Annotated in this window: 3 protein-coding genes and 1 pseudogene; 2 read left to right on the forward strand and 2 right to left on the reverse strand. The window is 75.6% G+C overall.

Annotated elements, in window-relative coordinates:
• Positions 1-17: 17 nt before the first annotated feature.
• A pseudogene (locus tag AC0B9F_RS08645) lies at positions 18-3,341 on the reverse strand (type I polyketide synthase); the annotation flags it as partial.
• 56 nt (positions 3,342-3,397) lie between these two features.
• A complete protein-coding gene (locus AC0B9F_RS08650; protein WP_472000023.1) occupies positions 3,398-17,383 on the reverse strand; it encodes a type I polyketide synthase in 13,986 nt (4,661 codons plus the stop codon).
• A gap of 253 nt (positions 17,384-17,636) precedes the next feature.
• On the opposite strand from AC0B9F_RS08650, the gene AC0B9F_RS08655 reads away from it, so the two are divergent.
• Positions 17,637-18,014 carry a YybH family protein gene (locus AC0B9F_RS08655; RefSeq protein ID WP_472000025.1) on the forward strand — a complete coding sequence of 126 codons (378 nt, stop codon included), beginning with the start codon at positions 17,637-17,639 and terminating at the stop codon, positions 18,012-18,014.
• A gap of 153 nt (positions 18,015-18,167) precedes the next feature.
• Complete coding sequence (locus tag AC0B9F_RS08660) at positions 18,168-19,595, forward strand: flavin monoamine oxidase family protein (protein ID WP_472000028.1); 1,428 nt, start codon at positions 18,168-18,170, stop codon at positions 19,593-19,595.
• The last annotated feature ends 53 nt before the right edge of the window (positions 19,596-19,648 follow it).

The raw sequence follows: 19,648 nt of genomic DNA on the forward strand, positions 1-19,648 counted from the left end.
GGGCGGCCCGCACCCGGTCAGTCCGCCGCTCGGCCGAGCTGGGTGTCGATGAAGTCGAAGATCTCGTCGGCGGACGCGGCCGCGATCAGCTCCTCCGCGTCCGCGGGACCGGTGGCCGGAGTGGCGGTCATCACCTGCCCCGTCAGGTGTTCCAGGAGACGGCGCAGCCTGGTCGCGGCCTCGGCACGGACGTCACCGCCCTCCGGCAGCGCGCCGAGCGTGGTCTCCAGCTCGTCCATGCGGGCCCGGACGGCGGCCCGCGGGCCGGCCGGCGCGGGGGTCGCCGCGTCCAGCAGGCAGGCGGTGAGCGCGGCTGGGCTGGGGTGGTCGAAGACCACGGTGGCGGGCAGCGTCAGACCGGTGTCCGCCGCGAGCCGGTTGCGCAGCTCGACCCCGGTCAGGGAGTCGAGTCCGAGTTCCAGGAACGGCTTGGCCGGCGCGATGCCGGAGGGGTCCGTCAGCTTCAGCACGGTCTGCAGATGCGCGGTGACCATCTGCAGGACGTAGGTGTGGCGTTGGGCTCCGGTGAGCTCCGCGAGCCGCTCGGCCAGCGGTACGGCGGCGGGCTCGGCGTCCGGCTCCGGTTCCCCGGCGGTCGCCGGGAGCGGGAGGCGTCCGGGGGCGCCGTCGGCCGGAGCGACCTGGTCGAGCCAGTGCCGCCGCCGCTGGAAGGCGTAGGCCGGCAGCGGGACGCGGCGGGCGCCGGACCCGGCGAAGTACGCCTCCCAGTCCACGCGGGCGCCGCGGCTGTGCACATCGCCCAGGGCGCGCACCACGGACTCCGCCTCGGGCAGCCCGGCGCGCACGGAGGCGAGGGCGACCGTCGCGTCCGGGTCCTTCACGGCCTGGGCGGCGAGGGCGGCGAGCACTCCGCCGGGGCCGATTTCGAGGAAGGTGGTGACGCCGTGCCCCTCCATCGCGCTCACGGCATCGGCATACCGCACCGCGCGCCGCACCTGACGCACCCAGTACTCCGGACGCCGCAGATCCTCGCCCTCAGCACGCCGACCCGTCAGCGTCGACACCACCGGAATACGCGGCGGACGGAACTCCACACCCTTCAGCACCGTACGGAAATCCTCCAGCATCCCCTCCATCCGCGGCGAATGAAACGCATGCGACACCACCAACCGCCGCACCCGACGCCCCAGCCCGGTGAAATGAGCCGCAACCTCCTCCACCGCACCCTCGTCCCCCGAAACCACCACCGCACGCGGCCCGTTCACCGCAGCGACCCCCACCTCCCCCTCACGACCCACCAGCAGCCCGGCAACCTCCGACTCGGAAGCCTCCAGCGCCACCATCACCCCACCCTCCGGCAAGGCCTCCATCAAACCCGCCCGAGCAGCCACCACCCGGCACGCATCCTCCAACGACAGCACCCCCGCCACATGCGCCGCCGCCAACTCCCCCACCGAATGCCCCGCCACCACACCCGCAGCCACACCCCACGACTCCAGCAGACGGAACAACGCCACCTCGAACGCGAACAACGCCGGCTGCGTCCACCCCGTCCGATCCAAACGACCCTCACCCCCGGTGAACATCACCTCACGCAACGACCCACCCAGCAACGGATCCAGAACCGCACACACCTCCCCCAAAGCAGAAGCGAACACCGGGAAGACGGACGCCAGTTCACGCCCCATCCCGACCCGCTGCGACCCCTGCCCCGAGAACACGAATGCGAGTTCGCCGTCGGTGGGTGTACGGGGGTCGAGGGTGCGGAGTTCCGTGAGGAGGCCGGCGCGGTCGGTGGAGACGGCGACGGCCCGGTGGGCGAGGGCGGCGCGGCCGGTGGCGAGGGTGTAGGCGACGTCCAGGGGGCGCAGGCCGGGGTGGTCCTCGACGTGGGCGAGCAGCCGTTCCGCCTGGGCCCGCAGTGCCTTCGGGGTACGGCCGGACAGCACCCAGGGCAGGAGGGGCACGGGGGTGGTTTCCTGCGTGGGTTCGTCGGCGGCCTCGGCGGGGGCCTCCTCGACGATGACGTGGGCGTTGGTGCCGCCGAAGCCGAAGGAGGACACTCCGGCCCGGCGGGGGCGGTCGGAGGGCGCCCACGGACGCTCCTCGGTGAGCAGTTCCACCGCGCCGGCGGACCAGTCCACGTGCGGGGACGGCTCGTCGGCGTGCAGGGTGCGCGGCAGCCGTCCGTGGCGCATGGCCTGCACCATCTTGATGACGCCGCCAACCCCGGCGGCCGCCTGCGCGTGCCCGATGTTCGACTTCAACGATCCTAGGTACAGCGGCCGTTCCCGGTCCTGCCCGTACGTCGCGAGCAGCGCCTGCGCCTCGATCGGGTCGCCGAGCCGGGTGCCCGTGCCGTGCGCCTCCACCGCGTCCACGTCCGCCGCCGACAGCCGGGCGTCCGCCAGCGCCTGCCGGATCACCCGCTCCTGCGACGGACCGTTCGGCGCCGTCAGACCGTTGCTCGCGCCGTCCTGGTTCACCGCGCTGCCCCGCACCACCGCCAGCACCCGGTGCCCGTTGCGTCGCGCGTCGGAGAGCCGCTCCACGAGGAGCAGTCCGACGCCCTCGGCCCAGCCGACGCCGTCCGCTCCGGCGCCGAAGGACTTGCAGCGCCCGTCGGGGGCGAGGCCCCGCAGCCGGGAGAACTCGACGAAGGCGACCGGTGTGGACATCACCGTGGCGCCGCCGGCCAGGGCGAGGTCGCACTCGCCGTTGCGCAGGGCGTTCGCCGCGAGGTGCAGGGCGACCAGGGACGAGGAGCAGGCGGTGTCGACGGAGACGGCGGGGCCCTCGAAGCCGTAGGTGTAGGAGAGCCGGCCGGCCGCGATGCTGCCCGCGCTGCCGCTGAACAGGTAGCCCTCGGCGTCGTCCGGCCGCAGGTGCGGCCGGGAGCCGTAGTCGCTGTACATCAGCCCGGTGAACACGCCGGTGCGGGAGCCGCGCAGGGCGGTGGGGTCGACGGCGGCGCTTTCGAAGGCCTCCCAGGCGGTCTCCAGCAGCAGCCGCTGCTGCGGGTCGATCGCGTCGGCCTCGCGGGGCGACAGACCGAAGAACTCCGGTTCGAACCGGTCGGCGTCGTGCAGGAAGCCGCCCTCGCGGGTGTACGAGGTGCCGGTGTGCCCGGGGTCCGGGTCGTACAGGGCGTGCAGGTCCCAGCCGCGGTTGTCCGGGAAGCCGGACACGGCGTCGCCGCCGTCGGTGACCAGCCGCCACAGGTCGTCCGGCGAGGCCACCCCGCCGGGGTAGCGGCACGCCATGCCGACGATCGCGATCGGCTCGTGGCGCCGGTCCTCGCTCTCCCGCAGTTGCCTGCGTGCCTCACGGACGTCGGCGACGGCCTTCTTGAGATAGTCGCGGAGCTTGTCCTCGCCCGCCATGGTCTGTCAACTCCTGATGTAGTGGGGGTTTTCGCTCTGCGGGAGCGGTCGGGTCAGTCGAGTTCGTCGATGAGCGCGAAGAGTTCCTCGTCGGTGGCCGCGTCCAGGTCGTCGTCCTCGGTGTCCGCGCCGGCCGCGGTGTCGGCTGCGGCGAGCAGCGCGCGCAGCCGTTCGGTGATCCGGCCGTGGGCGTCGCGGTCGCCCGCGAGGGACTCGATGCGGGTCTGCAACCGGGACAGTTCGGCGAGGACCGGCTCGTCGGGGCTGGTCTCCTCCACGGCGAGCTGTGCGGCCAGGTGGGCGGCGACGGCCCGGGGGGTCGGGTGGTCGTAGACGAGGGTCGTGGGCAGGCGCAGCCCGGTCTCCTTGGCGAGCTGGTTGCGCAGTTCGACCGCGGTCAGCGAGTCGAAGCCCAGTTCCTGTACGGACCGTTCGGCCGCGACGGCGCCGGGGTCGCCGTGACCGAGGACGGCGGAGATCCGGGCCCGGACGAGGTCGGTGAGGAGCCGGTCGCGTTCCTCGGCGGGCAGCGGCGCGAGCCGTTCGGCCAGCGACGGGCCGCTGTCCGGGCCGTCCCCGGTGGCGGCGCGGGGCCTGCGGGCCGGGGTGCCGGCCAGGCCCCGCAGTACGGCCGGGAACTGGTCGCCGCTCTGCTCGCGCAGGGCCCGCAGGTCGAGCCGGGTGACGGCGAGGACGCTCTCCCCGGCCGCGGGGGCGGCGTCGAGGAGGGCCAGGGCGTCGTCGGTGGCCAGCGGCCGGAGTCCGGAGCGGGCGAGGCGGCGCAGATCGGTGTCGGCGAGGTGCCCGGTGATGCTGCTGGACTGGTCCCACAGGCCCCAGGCCAGCGACAGCGCGGGCAGTCCGTGGGCGCGCCGGTGCGCGGCGAGGGCGTCCAGGAAGGTGTTGCCGGCGGCATAGTTGCCCTGGCCGGCCGTGCCGAGCAGGCCCGCGACGGAGGAGTACAGCACGAAGGCGCTCAGATTCAGGTCGCGGGTGAGGTCGTGCAGATGCCAGGCGGCGTCCGCCTTGGGCCGCAGCACGGCGTCCAGCCGCTCCCCGGTCAGGGACTCCACCGTGGTGTCGTCCAGCACACCCGCGGTGTGCACCACCGCCGACAGCCGCTCACCGACCCGGCCGACCAGCGCGGCGACCTGCTCCCGGTCCGCCACGTCGACGGCCTCCACCGCCACGGAGACCCCGGCGTCGGTCAGCTCCTCGCGCAACTCGGCCGCTCCCGGCGCGTCCAGGCCGCGCCGGCTCACCAGCACCAGCTCCCGCACCCCGTGCCCCGCCACCAGATGCCGGGCCAGGACCGTGCCCAGCGTGCCGGTGGCGCCGGTGATCAGCACGGCGCCGTCGCCCCACCGGGGGGCGGCCGGTTCGGCAGGCGGCCGGACGCGGGCGAGCCTCGGTACGCGGACGGTGTCGCCGCGCAGCGCGCTCTGCGGCTCGGCGGCGGCGATCAGTGCGGGCAGTGCGGTGGGCAGGCGGGTGAGGTCGTCGGTGTCGACCAGCTGGATACGGCCGGGGTGTTCCGACTGGGCCGAGCGCAGCAGCCCCCACACCGGGGCGTGGACCAGGTCGGTGACGTCCTCGTCGGGCGCGGTGGCGACGGCACGGCGGGTGACCGCCACGAGGCGGGTGCCGGCGAGCCGGTCGTCGGCCAGCCAGTCCCGCACGTCCCCGAGCGCGGACCGCAGCGCGCCGCGCGCCCGCTCGGGCAGGGACGTCACCGCGCCGGGGCCGCTGAGGTACGGCACGAGCAGGACGGCCGGCGCGGGGGCGCCCTCGTCCAGCGTGCGGCGCAGGGCGGCGGTGTCGGCGTACGCGGTGAGCGGGCGGCCCGCCGGCGCGAACGCGTCCGGTTTCGTGGCGCCGAGCACGGCCCAGTCGCCGTCCGCCGGATCCGCCGCCGGCAGGGTCAGCGGGCTCCAGTCGACGCGGAGCAGTCCGTCGGTCTGCGGGGCGGACGACGCGCTCAGGGCGGCCGTGTTCAGCGGGCGCAGAGCGAGTTCGTCGATCGTGGCGAGCGGGGCGCCGGTGCCGTCGGCGACGGTCAGCGCGACCACGGGGGCCGCGTCGGTGCCGCCGCGGGTGAGCCGTACCCGCAGCGCGGCGGCCCCGGTGGCGTGGACGGTGACGCCGGAGAAGGTGAACGGCAGCAGCGGCGGGCCGTCCGGCCGGGCGACGCCGGGCAGCAGCGTGTGCAGGGCGGCGTCCAGCAGCGCGGGGTGCACGGCGAACCGGCCGGCCTGGGCGCGCTGCCCGGCGTCGAGCGTCACCTCGGCGTACAGGTCGTCGCCATCGGTCCACAGCCGGCGCAGGTTGCGGAAGGCGGGCCCGTAGGCGTAGCCGAGTGCGGTGAGGCGGTCGTAGGCGCCGGTCAGGTCGGTCTCGGTGGCGCCGGGCGGCGGCCAGGCGGTGAGACCGGCGGCGGGCGCGGCGCCGGGGTGCAGGGTGCCGTGGGCGTGCAGGGTCCAGTCGTCCTCGGCGTCGCCGTGCTCGGGGCGGGAGTGGATCCGCAGCGGACGGGTGCCGTCGGCGTCGGCCGCGCCGACGGTCACCTGGACCCGGACACCGCCGCGTTCGGGCACGGTGAGCGCGGCGGCGAGGGTGAGGTCGGCCACCGCGGGGACGCCGGTGCGCTCACCGGCGGCGAGGGCGATCTCCAGCAGGGCGGTGCCTGGCACGAGGATGTGGCCCGCGACGGCGTGGTCGGCCAGCCAGGGATGGGTGTGCAGGGAGAGCCGCCCGGTGAGGACCCGTTCGTCGCGGTCGGCGAGGGGCACTTCGGCGCCGAGCAGCGGGTGACCGGCCGCGGTGAGGCCGAAGCCGGCCGCGTCGCCGACGGTCGCCGGGGCGTCGAGCCAGTACCGCTGCCGCTGGAAGGGGTAGGAGGGCAGCTCGGCCGGGCGGGCGCCGGGGAACAGGGTGTCCCAGCGCAGGTCCGCGCCGCGCGCCGCCAGCAGGCCGAGCGCCGAGGTGAACGTCTGCCCCTCGGGGCGGCCCCGGCGCAGCGCGGCGGCGACGGCGCCGCTCTCACCGTCCAGCGACGCCTGGACCAGGGCGGTCAGCACGCCGTCCGGACCGAGTTCCAGCCATTCGGTGACGCCGTGCCGCTCCAGCAGCCGGACGCCGTCCAGGAAGCGGACGGTGCCGCGGATGTGCCGGGCCCAGTAGTCGGGCGAGGCGAGTTCCTCGGCGGTGGCGAAGTCGCCGGTGACGTTGGAGACGACCGGGATGCGCGGCGCGTGGTAGGTGAGGTCGGCGGCGATGACGCGGAACTCGTCGAGCACCTCGTCCATGTGCGGCGAGTGGAAGGCGTGGCTGACCGGCAGGCGCCGGGTGCGCGCGCCCAGCCCGCGGAAGTGCGCGGCGAGTTCGTCGACGGCGTCGGCGTCGCCGGAGACCACCGTGGAGCGGGGTGCGTTGACCGCTGCGACGGCCAGCCGCCCGCCGTAGCGGGCGACCACCTCGCGGACGTCGTCCTCCGTGGCCTCGACGGCGGCCATGGCGCCGCCTTCGCGGGCGGCCTGCATGAGCCGGCCGCGTTCGGCGACCAGGACGGCGGCGTCGGGCAGGTTCAGCACGCCCGCGAGGTGGGCGGCGGTGACCTCGCCGATGGAGTGGCCGAGCAGGTAGTCCGGGGTGAGGCCGTGGTGTTCGGCGAGCCGGAACAGCGCGGTCTCCACGGCGAACAGGGCGGCCTGCGTGAACACGGTCTGGTCGAGGAGGGCGGAGTCCGCGGAGTTCTCCGGCGCGAACAGCACCGACTTCAGCGGCCGCAGGAGTTCGCGGTCCAGGTGGGCGCACACCTCGTCGAGCGCGGCGGCGAACACCTCGGAGGCGGCGTACAGTTCGCGGCTCATGCCCAGGCGCTGGGAGCCCTGGCCGGTGAGCAGGAACGCGGTCTTGCCGCGCAGGCCGGCGGGGGCCCGCAGCGCGGTGGGGCCGCTCTCGCCCCGGGCCAGGGTGCGCAGTCCGTCGAGAAGTCCGGTCCGGTCGGCGGCGACGACGTAGGCGCGGCTGTCGTGCCGGGCCCGGGTGGCCAGGGCGTGGCCGACGTCGGCGAGCCGGGCGTCGGGGTGCCGCTCCAGGTGGTCCAGCAGCCGTTCGGCCTGGGCGGCGAGGGCCTGCTCGCTGCGGGCGGACAGCAGCCAGGGGGCGCCGGCGGCGGGGAGGGCGCCCGGGGACGCCGGTTCGGGCTCGGGTGCGGGCTCCTCGATGACGACATGCGCGTTGGTGCCGCTGATGCCGAAGGAGGACACACCGGCCCGGCGGGGGCGGTCCGAGGGCGCCCACGGACGCTCCTCGGTGAGCAGTTCCACCGCGCCGCTCGACCAGTCCACATGCGGGGACGGCTCGTCCACGTGCAGGGTGCGCGGCAGCAGCCCGTGGCGCATGGCCTGCACCATCTTGATGACGCCGCCCACCCCGGCCGCGGCCTGAGCGTGCCCGATGTTCGACTTCAACGAACCCAGGTACAGCGGCCGTTCACGCTCCTGCCCGTACGTCGCCAGCAGTGCCTGCGCCTCGATCGGGTCGCCGAGCCGGGTGCCCGTGCCGTGCGCCTCGACCGCGTCCACGTCCGCCGGTGCGAGGCCGGCGCTGTGCAGCGCCTGCCGGATCACCCGTTCCTGGGAGGGGCCGTTCGGCGCGGTCAGGCCGTTGCTGGCGCCGTCCTGGTTCACCGCGCTGCCGCGCACGACGGCCAGCACCCGGTGCCCGTTGCGCCGCGCGTCGGAGAGCCGCTCGACCAGCAGCAGGCCCACGCCCTCGGACCAGCCGGTGCCGTCGGCCGCCGCCGCGAACGACTTGGAGCGTCCGTCGGGGGCGAGGCCCCGCTGCCGGGAGAACTCGATGAACACGTGCGGTCCCGCCATCACGGTGACCCCGCCGGCCAGGGCGAGGTCGCACTCGCCGTTGCGCAGCGCGTTCGCCGCGAGGTGCAGCGCGACCAGGGACGAGGAGCAGGCGGTGTCCACGGTGACCGCGGGCCCCTCGAAGCCGTAGGTGTACGACAGCCGGCCCGATATGACGCTGGAGAGGTTGCCGGCGAGCAGGAACCCCTCGTACTCCTCCGGGCTCGCCGCGAGCCGGGACACGTAGTCGTCGTACATGGCGCCGACGAACACGCCCGTTCCGGTGCCGCGCAGCGCGGCCGGGTCCAGTCCGGCGCTCTCGATGGTCTCCCAGGCGGTCTCCAGCAGCAGCCGGTGCTGCGGGTCCATCGCGGTGGCCTCGCGCGGCGAGATGCCGAAGAACTCGCGGTCGAACAGGTCGGCGTCGTGCAGGAACCCGCCCTGGCGCACATACGAGGTGCCCGTGCGCTCGGGGTCCGGGTCGTACAGGGCGTCCAGGTCCCAGCCGCGGTTGTCCGGGAAGCCGGACACGGCGTCGCCGCCCTCGGCGACCAGCCGCCACAGGTCCTCCGGCGAGGCCACCCCGCCGGGGTAGCGGCACGCCATGCCGACGATCGCGATCGGCTCGTCGGCGTCGGCCCGGGCGGGGCGGCGCGCGGCGGCCGTGGCGGTGGCGCCGGACAGCCGGGACAGCAACAGGTCCACGACGGCCTGCGTCGAGGGGTGGTCGAAGACGACGGTGGCGGGCAGCCGCAGTCCGGTGGCCGCGGTGAGCCGGTTGCGCAGTTCCACGGCGGCCAGGGAGTCCAGGCCGATCTCCTTGAAGGCGCGCCGGGGGTCGAGCCGGTGCGGGTCGGTGTGCCCGAGGACGCCGGCGACGGTGGTGCGGACCAGGTCCAGGACCCTCTCGCGGCGCTCCTCTTCGGGGAGCGCGGCGGTGCGTGCGGCCCAGTCGCCGCCGTCGCCGGGGGCCGCCGCGGCTGCGGTGCGCCGGGGCCGGGTGCGGACCAGGCCGCGCAGCAGGGCGACCGGTTCGGCGCCGGAGGCCTGCAGGGCGGGCACGTCGACGGCGGCGGGGACGCGCAGGGCGTGGTCACCGGCGAGCGAGGCGTCGAACAGGGCGAGGCCCTGCTCGGGGCGCAGCGGCGGCAGCCCGGCCCGGGCCCAGCGGGCCAGGTCGGCTGCGCCCAGTCCGGCGCCCATGCCGTGGGTGGCGTCCCACAGGCCCCAGGCCAGCGACAGCGCGGGCAGTCCGTGGGCGCGCCGGTGCGCGGCGAGGGCGTCCAGGAAGGCGTTGGCGGCGGCGTAGTTGCCCTGGCCCGCGGTGCCGAGCAGGCCGGAGACCGAGGAGAAGGCGACGAAGGCGCTCAGATTCAGGTCGCGGGTGAGGTCGTGCAGATGCCAGGCGGCGTCCGCCTTGGGCCGCAGCACGGCGTCCAGCCGCTCCCCCGTCAGGGACTCCACCGTGGTGTCGTCCAGCACACCCGCGGTGTGCACCACCGCCGACAGCCGCTCACCCACCCGGCCGACCAGCGCGGCGACCTGCTCCCGGTCCGCCACGTCGACGGCCTCCACCGCCACGGAGACCCCGGCCTCGGTCAGCTCCTCGCGCAACTCGGCCGCTCCCGGCGCGTCCAGGCCGCGCCGGCTCACCAGCACCAGCTCCCGCACCCCGTGCCCCGCCACCAGATGCCGGGCGAAGAGGGCGCCGAGGCCGCCGGTGCCGCCGGTGACCAGGACGGCGCCGTTCCCGAACGGGCGGCCCTCGACGCCGGCGCCGCTCTCGGCACGCACCAGGCGGGGCACGCTGAACGTGCCGTCGCGCAGGGCGAGTTGTGGCTCGTCCGTGGCGAGCGCCACGGCGGGCCACGCGTCGTCGGGCAGCAGTTCGGTGTCGCTGTCCAGGAGCACGATCCGGCCGGGGTGTTCGGACTGCGCCGAGCGGGCCAGGCCCCACACGGGGGCGGCGGCGAGCGACGGCACGTCCTCGCCGGGCGCGGTGGCGACCGCGCCGCGCGTGACGACGAGCAGCCGCGCGTCCTCCAGACGCGGGTCGGCGAGGAACCGCTGGAGCAGGTCCAGGAACGCGGCCGCCGTCTCGTGCGCGGCGGCGGGCAGACCGGCGCCGGGGCCGGTGACGGCAGTCAGACCGGCGGCGGCGGGCAGCCCCGCGTCGGCGCCTGCCGCGGCGCGCAGACCGGAATCCGCGCCCGCCGCGGCGGGCAGACCGGAATCCGCGCCCACCGTGGCGGGCAGACCGGAATCGGCGCCTGCGGCGGCCAGTCGATCGGGGCGTACCAGGACCACGTCAGCCTCCGGCAGTTCGCCGCCGGTGGCCTCGGCGATCCGCAGGTTGGCGGGCGGCGGCGCGGTGAGCGGCGTCCACGCCACGTCGTACGGGGTGTCCGGGCGGCGGCCGGCGGCGGCGAGCCGGTCGGCGGTGATGGGCCGCAGGGCGAGGGCCTCCAGGGAGAGCACCGGTTCGCCGGCCGGGTCGACGGCGGTGAGGGCGTAGGTGTCGGCGCCGGTCGCGGTGACGCGGACGCGCAGGGCGGTGGCGCCGGTGGCGTGCAGACGGGTGCCGGTCCAGGCGAACGGCAGCCTGATCCCGTCGGCCTCCCGTCCCTCGGCGGCGTGCAGCACCAGCGGGTGCAGCAGCGCGTCGAAGAGGGCCGGGTGCAGTCCGAAGCGCCCGGCGGCGGCGTGCTGGTCGTCGGGCAGGGCGACCTCGGCGTACAGGTCGCCGCCGGAGCGCCACAGCGCGGTCAGACCGCGGAACGCGGGGCCGTACCCGTAGCCGAGGCCGGCGAGGCGGTCGTAGACGCCGTCGAGGGGCTCGGGCGTGGCGTCGGCGGGCGGCCAGGTGGCCGGGACGGCCGGTTCGGTGCCCGGCTCGGCCGGTGTGCCGCCGAGGACGCCGCTGGCGTGCCGGGTCCACTCCCCCGCTTCGGCCGAGGCGGTCTCGGGGCGGGCGTGGAGGGTGAAGGGGCGTTCGCCGGAGGGCTCGGGCGCCGCGACGGCGACCTGGACGCGGACCGGGGTGTGCTCGGGCAGCACCAGCGGGGCTTCCAGGGTGAGTTCGCCGACGCGGTCGAGTCCGGCGTGGCCGGCCGCGGCGAGGGCCAGTTCGAGGAAGGCGGTGGCGGGCACCAGGACGGTGCCGCCGATCGCGTGGTCCGCGAGCCACGGGTGGCTGTCCGTGGAGAACCTGCCGGTGAGCAGCAGGTCGTCGCGGCCGGCCAGGTCGACGGCGGTGTGCAGCAGCGGGTGCCCGGCCGGGTCGAGGCCCAGGGCGCGGGTGCCGGCCGGCGCCTCGGGCGCGAGCCAGAAGCGGCTGCGCCCGAAGGCGTAGGTCGGCAGGTCGACCGGGCGGCCGCCGGGGTGGAAGGCGGTGCCGTCCAGCGGGGCGCCGTGGGTCCAGGCGAGGGCCAGTGCGCCGGTGAGGGTGTCCGGTTCGGGGCGGCCCGCCCTCATCAGCGCCACGGCCGCGACGCTGTCGCCGAGCGCGGAGCGGGTGAGGGCGGTCAGTACGGGGTCGGGGCCGGCCTCGACGAAGACGGTCGCACCGTGCCGGGCGAGGGTGCGGACGGCGTCGAGGAAGCGGACGGGCCGGCGGATCTGGTCGGCCCAGTAGCCGGGCGAGATCAGCTCGTCGGCGGTGGCGAGGTCGCCGGTGACCGTGGAGACGAGGGGGATGCGGGGCGCGTGCAGGGTGAGCTGCGCGACGACCGAGCGGAACTCCTCCAGTACGTCGTCCATGTGCGGCGAGTGGAAGGCGTGGCTGACCTGGAGGGCGCGGGTACGGCGGCCCCGGGCCCGCCAGCGGTCGGCGAGTTCGCGTACGGCGTCCTCGTCGCCGGAGACGACCACGGAGGTGGGGCCGTTGACCGCGGCGAGCGCCAGGCGGCCGTCGAGCGCGGCGAGGTCGGCGGCGAGTTCGCTCTCCTCCGCCTCGACGGCGGCCATGGCGCCGCCCGCCCGCGCGGACTGCATGAGCCGCCCGCGCGCGGCGACCAGGGTGGCGGCGTCGGGCAGGGTCAGCACGCCCGCGAGGTGGGCTGCGGTGACCTCGCCGATCGAGTGCCCGGCCAGCAGGTCGGGCACCAGGCCGTGGTGTGCGGCGAGGCGGAACAGCGCGGTCTCGACGGCGAACAGCGCGGGCTGGGTGTACGCGGTGTGGTGCAGCAGTCCGGCCAGAGGACTGTCCTCGGCGGCGAACAGCACCTCGCGCAACGGGTGTTGGAGGTGCGCGTCGAGGGCGGCGCACACTTCGTCGAGCGCGGCGGCGAACACCTCGGAGGCGGCGTACAGTTCGCGGCCCATGCCGAGCCGCTGGGCGCCCTGGCCGGTGAACAGGAACGTGGTGCGGCCGGCCCCGGCGGCGCTGCCGGTGGTCACCGAGGGCGCCGGGGTGCCCGCGGCGAGCGCGTCCAGCGCGGTCAGCAGGTCCTCGGGCGTGGCGCCGTCGATGACGGCCCGCTCGGGCAGGGCGGTGCGGGTGGCGGCGAGGGACCAGCCGATGTCGGCGGGCAGCGCGGTGCCGGTGGCCGCGAACTCCCGCAGTCGCGCGGCCTGGGCGGCGAGGGCGTCCCGGTTGTGCGCGGACAGCAGCCACGGGCCCGTGGAGGCGGGGGTCTCACGGGGGGCCTCGGTCTCGGGGACGGCTTCCTCGATGACGACGTGGGCGTTGGTGCCGCTGATGCCGAACGAGGACACGGCGGCCCTGCGGGGGCGGTCCGAAGGTGCCCACGGTCGTTCCTCGGTGAGCAGTTCCACCGCGCCGGCGGACCAGTTCACATGCGGGGAGGGCTCGTCGGCGTGCAGGGTGCGCGGCAGCCGTCCGTGGCGCATGGCCTGCACCATCTTGATGACGCCGCCCACCCCAGCCGCGGCCTGCGCGTGCCCGATGTTCGACTTCAACGACCCCAGGTACAGCGGCCGTTCACGGTCCTGTCCGTACGTCGCGAGCAGTGCCTGCGCCTCGATCGGGTCGCCGAGCCGGGTGCCCGTGCCGTGCGCCTCCACCGCGTCCACGTCCGCCGCCGACAGCCGGGCGTCCGCGAGGGCCTGCCGGATCACCCGCTCCTGGGAGGGGCCGTTCGGCGCGGTCAGGCCGTTGCTGGCGCCGTCCTGGTTCACCGCGCTGCCCCGCACTACGGCCAGCACCCGGTGCCCGTTGCGCCGCGCGTCGGAGAGCCGCTCCACGACCAGCAGGCCGACGCCCTCCGACCAGGACGTGCCGTCGGCCGCCGCCGCGAACGACTTGGACCGCCCGTCGGGCGCCAGGCCGCGCTGCCGGGAGAACTCCACGAACATGCCGGGCGAGGACATCACGGTCGCGCCGCCGGCCAGGGCGAGGGTGGTCTCGCCGGAACGCAGCGAGCGTATGGCCAGGTGCAGGGCGACCAGGGACGAGGAGCAGGCGGTGTCCACGGTGACCGCGGGGCCGATCAGGCCCAGGTGGTAGGCGATGCGGCCGGAGAGCACGCTGGGCGTGGTGCCGGTCAGCACATGGCCCTCGACGGTGTCCGGTGCCTCGTGCATGCGCGGCCCGTACTCGAGGGCGGTGGCGCCGACGAAGACGCCGGTGCGGGTGCCCTTGAGGGTGGCGGCGTCCAGCCCGGCCCGCTCCACGGCCTCCCATGCGGTCTCCAGCAGCAGTCGCTGCTGCGGGTCCATGGCGAGGGCCTCGCGGGGTGAGATGCCGAAGAACTCGTGGTCGAAGAGGGGGGCGTCGTGCAGGAAGCCGCCCTCGCGGACGGTGCTGCGGCCGTTGGCGCCGGCGTCGGCGTCGTAGAGGCCGGCGTCCCAGCCGCGGTCGGCGGGGAAGCCGGAGATGGCGTCGCCGCCCTCGGCCACCAGCCGCCACAGGTCCTCCGGCGAGCCGACCCCGCCGGGGTAGCGGCAGGCCATGCCGACGATGGCGATGGGCTCGTCGGAGTCCGCGACCGGGGCGAGGTCGTCGTCTCCCGCACCGGTCCCGGCCAGCAGGGTGTCGAGGTGGCCGACGAGGGCGGCCGGGGTGGGGTGGTCGAAGAGCAGTCCGCCGGGCAGCGGCAGTCCGGTGGCGTGGGACAGCGCGTCGCGCAGTTCGACCGACATCAGCGAGTCGAAGCCGAGGTCCTTGAAGGTGCTGTGGGTCTCGACGCGGCGGCCCTCGGGGTACTCCAGGACGGCCGCGACCCGGTCGAGCACCAGGGCCGTGGTGTCGATGCCGGCCGGGGCGGGCGCGGCGGGCCGTGCGGCCGGGCGGGGCGTGGGCGCCGGTTCGGGGAGGGCTGCGGCACGGGCGGTGCCGCCGATCCAGTGGCGCTCGCGCTGGAAGGGGTAGGTGGGCAGGGCGACACGGCGACCGCCGGCGGCGGCGTGGACGGCCGCCCAGTCGACGTCGGTGCCGCGCACGAACGCGGCGGCGAGCGCCGCGAGCAGCGTGCCCGGTTCGGGCTTCCCGGCGCGCAGGGCAGCCAGGGGTGCGGCCGCATCGGTGTCCGGCAGGCAGTCGGCCGCCATGGTCGCGCAGACGGCGTCGGGGCCGAGCTCCAGCAGCGTCACGGCGCCCTCGGCCGCCAGGGCGCGGACGGCGTCGAGGTAGCGCACGGGACGGCGGACCTGCTCCACCCAGTAGCCGGGGTCGGTCCACTGGCCGGGCCCGACCGGCTCGCCGGTCACGGTCGAGACGGCGGCGACGCGCGGCTCGTGGAAGGTGAGATCGCCGACGGCCCGGCGGAACTCCTGGAGCATGGGCGCCATCAGCGGCGAGTGGAAGGCGTGCGAGACGGTCAGCCTGCGTGTCCTGCGGCCCTCGGCGGCGAGCCGGCCGGCGACGCGGGTGACCTGCTCCTCGGTGCCGGACAGCACCAGGGAGCGCGGTCCGTTGACGGCGGCGACGGCGACCTCGTCCGCGAGGCCGGCGAGCAGCGGCAGCACCTCGTCCTCGGTGGCCTCCACGGCGACCATGGCGCCGCCGGCCGGGAGGGCCTGCATCAGCCGGCCGCGGGCGGTCACCAGGCGGGCGGCGTCGGCCAGGGAGAGCACGCCGGCGACGTGCGCGGCGGCGATCTCCCCGATGGAGTGGCCGGCGACCAGGTCGGCGCGCACACCCCAGGAGGCCACCAGGCGGTGCAGGGCGACCTCGACGGCGAACAGCGCGGGCTGGGTGTACGCGGTGTCGTCCAGGCCCTCGCCGGAGTCGATCACCTCGGCGAGCGGCCGGTCCAGCAGCGGGTCGAGGGCGGCGCACACCTCGGCGAAGGCGGCGGCGAACGCGGGGAAGGCGGCGCGCAGTTCGCGGCCCATGCCGAGACGCTGGGCGCCCTGGCCGGTGAACAGCAGCGCGGTGCGTCCGGGGCGGGCCGCGCCGGTGACGGTCCGGGCTGTGGGGGCGCCGGCGGCGAGCGCGTCGAGGCCGGCCAGCATGCCGTCGCGGTCGTCGGCGAGGACGACGGCGCGGTGCGTGAACACGGTGCGGGTGGCGGCCAGCGACCAGCCCGCGTCGACGGGGTCCGGCGCACCGTCGCCGCCGAGGGCGTCCCGCAGCCGGGCGGCCTGCTCCCGCAGTGCGTCCGCACCGCGCGCGGAGACCACCCAGGGCAGCAGGGCCGGTCCGGATGCGGCCGGGACGCCACCGGCGTCCGCTGGGGCACCGGCGGCAGCTGCGGTACCGGCGGCACCAGCGGCCGCTGCGGCACCAGCGGCAGGAGCGGCAGGAGCGGAACCCACGGCCGGAACGGCACCCGCACCCGCGCCCGGGGTCGCAGGGGCACCAGAAGGGGCACCCGCGGCCGGCATGGCAGCCGTGGCCGCCGCAGCCGTGACGGACGCGGCGGGTGACGCGCCCGGGGCGGCCTGCCGGGGCGGCTCCTGCACGACGACGTGGGCGTTGGTGCCGCCCATGCCGAACGAGGAGACGCCGGCGATCAGCGGCCGTTCGGGAGCCGGCCAGCCGGTCAGCTCACGCTGGACCTCAAGGCCCAGGTCGGCGAGCGCGATGGCGGGGTTCGGGTGCTCGAAGTTCAGGCTCGGCGGCAGACTGCCGCGGCTGACCGCGAGGACGGTCTTGACCAGGCCCGCGATGCCCGCGGCGCCCTCCAGATGGCCGATGTTGGTCTTCACGGAGCCGACCCGCAGGCGCTGTCCGTCGCCGCGGTCCCGGCCGAGGACCGCACCGAGCGCGGCGGCCTCGATCGGGTCACCGACCGGCGTGCCGGTGCCGTGCAGTTCGACGTACTGGACATGCGCCGGGTCGACGCCGGCCCGCTCGTACGCCTCCCGCAGCACCTGCTCCTGGGTGGCGCGGCCGGGCACGGTGAGGCCGGGCGTCGAGCCGTCGTTGTTGACGGCGCTGCCGCGCAGGACGGCGAGGACGGTGTCGCCGTCGGCGAGGGCGCGGGCCAGCGGCTTGAGGACGACGGCGGCGCCGCCCTCGCCGCGTACGAAGCCGTTGGCCCGGGCGTCGAAGGTGTACGTGGTGCCGTCCGGGGACAGGCCGCCGAACCGCTCCTCGGTCACCGCGCCCTCGGCGAGGATGTTGAGGTTGACGCCGGCGACGAGCGCCGCGTCGGCCTCACCGGCGCGCAGCGACTCGCAGGCGAGATGGACGGCGACCAGCGAGGAGGACTGGGCGGAGTCCACGGTGAGGCTGGGGCCCTGCAGTCCGAGGTGGTAGGAGACCCGGTTGGCGATGACGCCTCGGTTGACCCCCGCCATGGTGTGCTGGGTGACCGCGGCGGCGCCGTGCTGGTACAGCAGCGCGGCGTAGTCGTCGCGCAGGGTGCCGACGAAGACGGCGGTCCGGCTGCCGCGCAGTGCGGCGGGCACGATCCCGGCGTGTTCCAGTGCCTCCCAGGCCAGTTCCAGGACCAGCCGCTGCTGCGGGTCCATGGTGGCGGCCTCGCGGGGCGCGATGCCGAAGAAGGCGGCGTCGAAGGTGTCGACGCGGTCCAGGAAGCCGCCGCGGCGCATGCCGGGGACGGTGTCCTCGGGGGCGCTCTCGCCGGTGGCGGAGCGCCAACGGCCCTCGGGCACGGGGGTGATGGCGTCCGCTCCGGCGCGCAGCAGCTCCCAGAACGCCTCGGGGCCGTCGGCGCCCGGCAGCCGGCAGGACAGCCCGACGACCGCGATCGCCTCCTGCTCGCCGCCGCGCGTCGCGGGGGATTCGGACTGGTGGTGATTCGTCATCGCTGCTCGACTGCCTTTCCGACCGAATTGCCAAGACGTGCCAGGAGACCAGAGGGGGTGGCGCAACTCGCGGGCCGATCGTAGGCAGAGGTTTCTCTCCCGGCCCTCAGTAATCGACCTCGAAGGGGTAATTCCGTTTCCGCGATGGCCAGGGAATTACCCGTCGATGAGCGGCCCGCGGAACGGCACCGAATAGTTTCCGTACCGGAAATTCCCGGACGCCGACTACCGAGAAGGCAGGTCGACTCTTCCCATGTCCCAGCTGCTGGAAGACCTGAAAAGTCACACCGCGCAATACGTCGAGGCATTCAACGCCGGCGACTTCGAGGCCCTGGACGCCTTCTACACGGACGAGGCCGTGGTCGTCTGGGAGCCGGGTCAGCCGCTCACCGGGCAGGCCCGCCGCGACTACCAGCGGGAGTTCCTCACCCGCCGCCCGAAGATCAGCACCGAGACCCGGCAGACCTTCGTCACCGGCGACACCGCCCTGCTGATCGTCGACTGGGTCATCGACACCGTCGGCGACGACGGCGAGCCGGAGCGGCTCACCGGCACCGGTGTGGACGTCCTGCGGCTCGGCGGCGACGGCATCTGGCGCTACGCCGTCGACGACCCGTACGGCCAGGAGTAACACCCTCCGGCCTCCCCCGCGCGCCCTTCACCCCCGCTTTCCCCTCACGCACATCCCCCGCGTTCCACCGTGTCCCCCCACCCCGCCGGGCACACCGCGGCCGTTAACGGGCGGCCGCGACACGATCGACGATCTACGGAAGACATCACACACATGAACGACATCACTGACGCGGCGGCGACGTCGCGACGTCCCTCGCGCCGCACCGTCCTGCGGGCGGCCGGCGCCGCCGCGCTGGCCGCGGGCCCCGTGCTCGCGGCCGGGCCGGCCGCCGCCGAGCAGGCGGCCGAGGAGGTCGCGTACGACGTCATCGTGATCGGGGCGGGATTCGCGGGGATCACCGCCGCCCGCGAACTGCGCGCCAAGGGCAAGCGGGTGCTCGTCCTGGAGGCCCGGGACCGCATCGGCGGACGCACCTACGTCGACACCTTCGCGGGCCACCAGGTGGAACTGGGCGGCACCTGGGTGGAGGCCACCCAGCCGCACATCGGGGCCGAACTCACGCGGTACGGCATAGCCCTGGAGGAGGAGCGGCCGGTCGACCGGGTGCTGCTGCCCACGCCGACCGGGCCGAAGTCCTTCGCCCCCGACGACGCCTACGCGCGGATGGGCGCCGTGCTGGAGCGGCTGTTCGAGGGGTCCCGCGACTACTTCCCGCGTCCCTTCGAGCCGCTGTACCGGTCCGACCTTCTGCAGAGCCTGGACCGGCTCTCGCTGCGCGACCGGCTCACCCAGCTCGGTCTGACGGCCGAGGAGGAGCTGCTGGTCAACGGCCAGACGGCGATCTACTCCGGCGGTTCCAGCAGCACCGGCGCGCTCACCATGCTGGCGCACTGGTGGTCGCTGGCCGGCTGGAGCAACGAGGGCTGGAACAACACTCAGCGCTGGCGGCTGGCGGGCGGCACCTCCGGGCTGCTGCAGGCCATGCTGGCGGAGGCCAAGCCGGTGCTGCGCCTGAACTCCCCGGTGTCCTCGGTCACCGACACCGGCTCGCAGGTGTACGTCACCCTGCGCTCCGGCATCCGCTACCAGGCGGCCCGGGCCGTGGTCGCCGTACCCGTCAACGTCTGGCCGGCCATCAAGTTCTCGCCGGCCCTGCCCGCCGCGCACACCACGGCGGCGAGCCAGGGCATCGCGGTGCCGACCGCGCTGAAACTGTTCATCCACGCACGGGCCGGCGCCGGCCGGTTCTACGGGCAGGGCGCCGAGGGCGGTACGCCGATCCCGATGATGATGCCCTTCAAGGACACCCCGCAGGGGCTGGTGTACGTGGCCTTCAGCACCGACCCGACGCTGGATCCGTCGAACACGGCGCAGATCACCGCCGCGGTACGGCAGTTGGGCGCGGACATCGACATCCTCGGGGTGCGCGCGCACGACTGGGGCAGGGACCCGTACGCCCGTGGCGGCTGGGCCTTCCGCAAGCCCCGGCAGCTCACGTCGCTGTACCCGGCCGTGCAGTCGACCAGCGGCCGTGTCGCGTTCGCGACCGGTGATCTGGCGAGCGGCTGGTCGGGCTTCCTCGACGGAGCGGTCGAGTCGGGCCGGCGCGCCGCCCGGCAGACGCTCGGTCTGGAGTAGGGCCCCACCGCACCGGCGGGACCGGCCCGGCGGGCGGTCCCGCGACACCGTAC

It is taken from the genome of Streptomyces sp. NPDC097129 (assembly GCF_055668065.1).

Coding starts and splice junctions, on each gene's coding strand:
- AC0B9F_RS08655 (WP_472000025.1), top strand. CDS start 17,637: ATGTCCCAGCTGCTGGAAGACCTGAAAAGTCACACCGCGCAATACGTC.
- AC0B9F_RS08660 (WP_472000028.1), top strand. CDS start 18,168: ATGAACGACATCACTGACGCGGCGGCGACGTCGCGACGTCCCTCGCGC.
- AC0B9F_RS08650 (WP_472000023.1), bottom strand. CDS start 17,383: ATGACGAATCACCACCAGTCCGAATCCCCCGCGACGCGCGGCGGCGAG.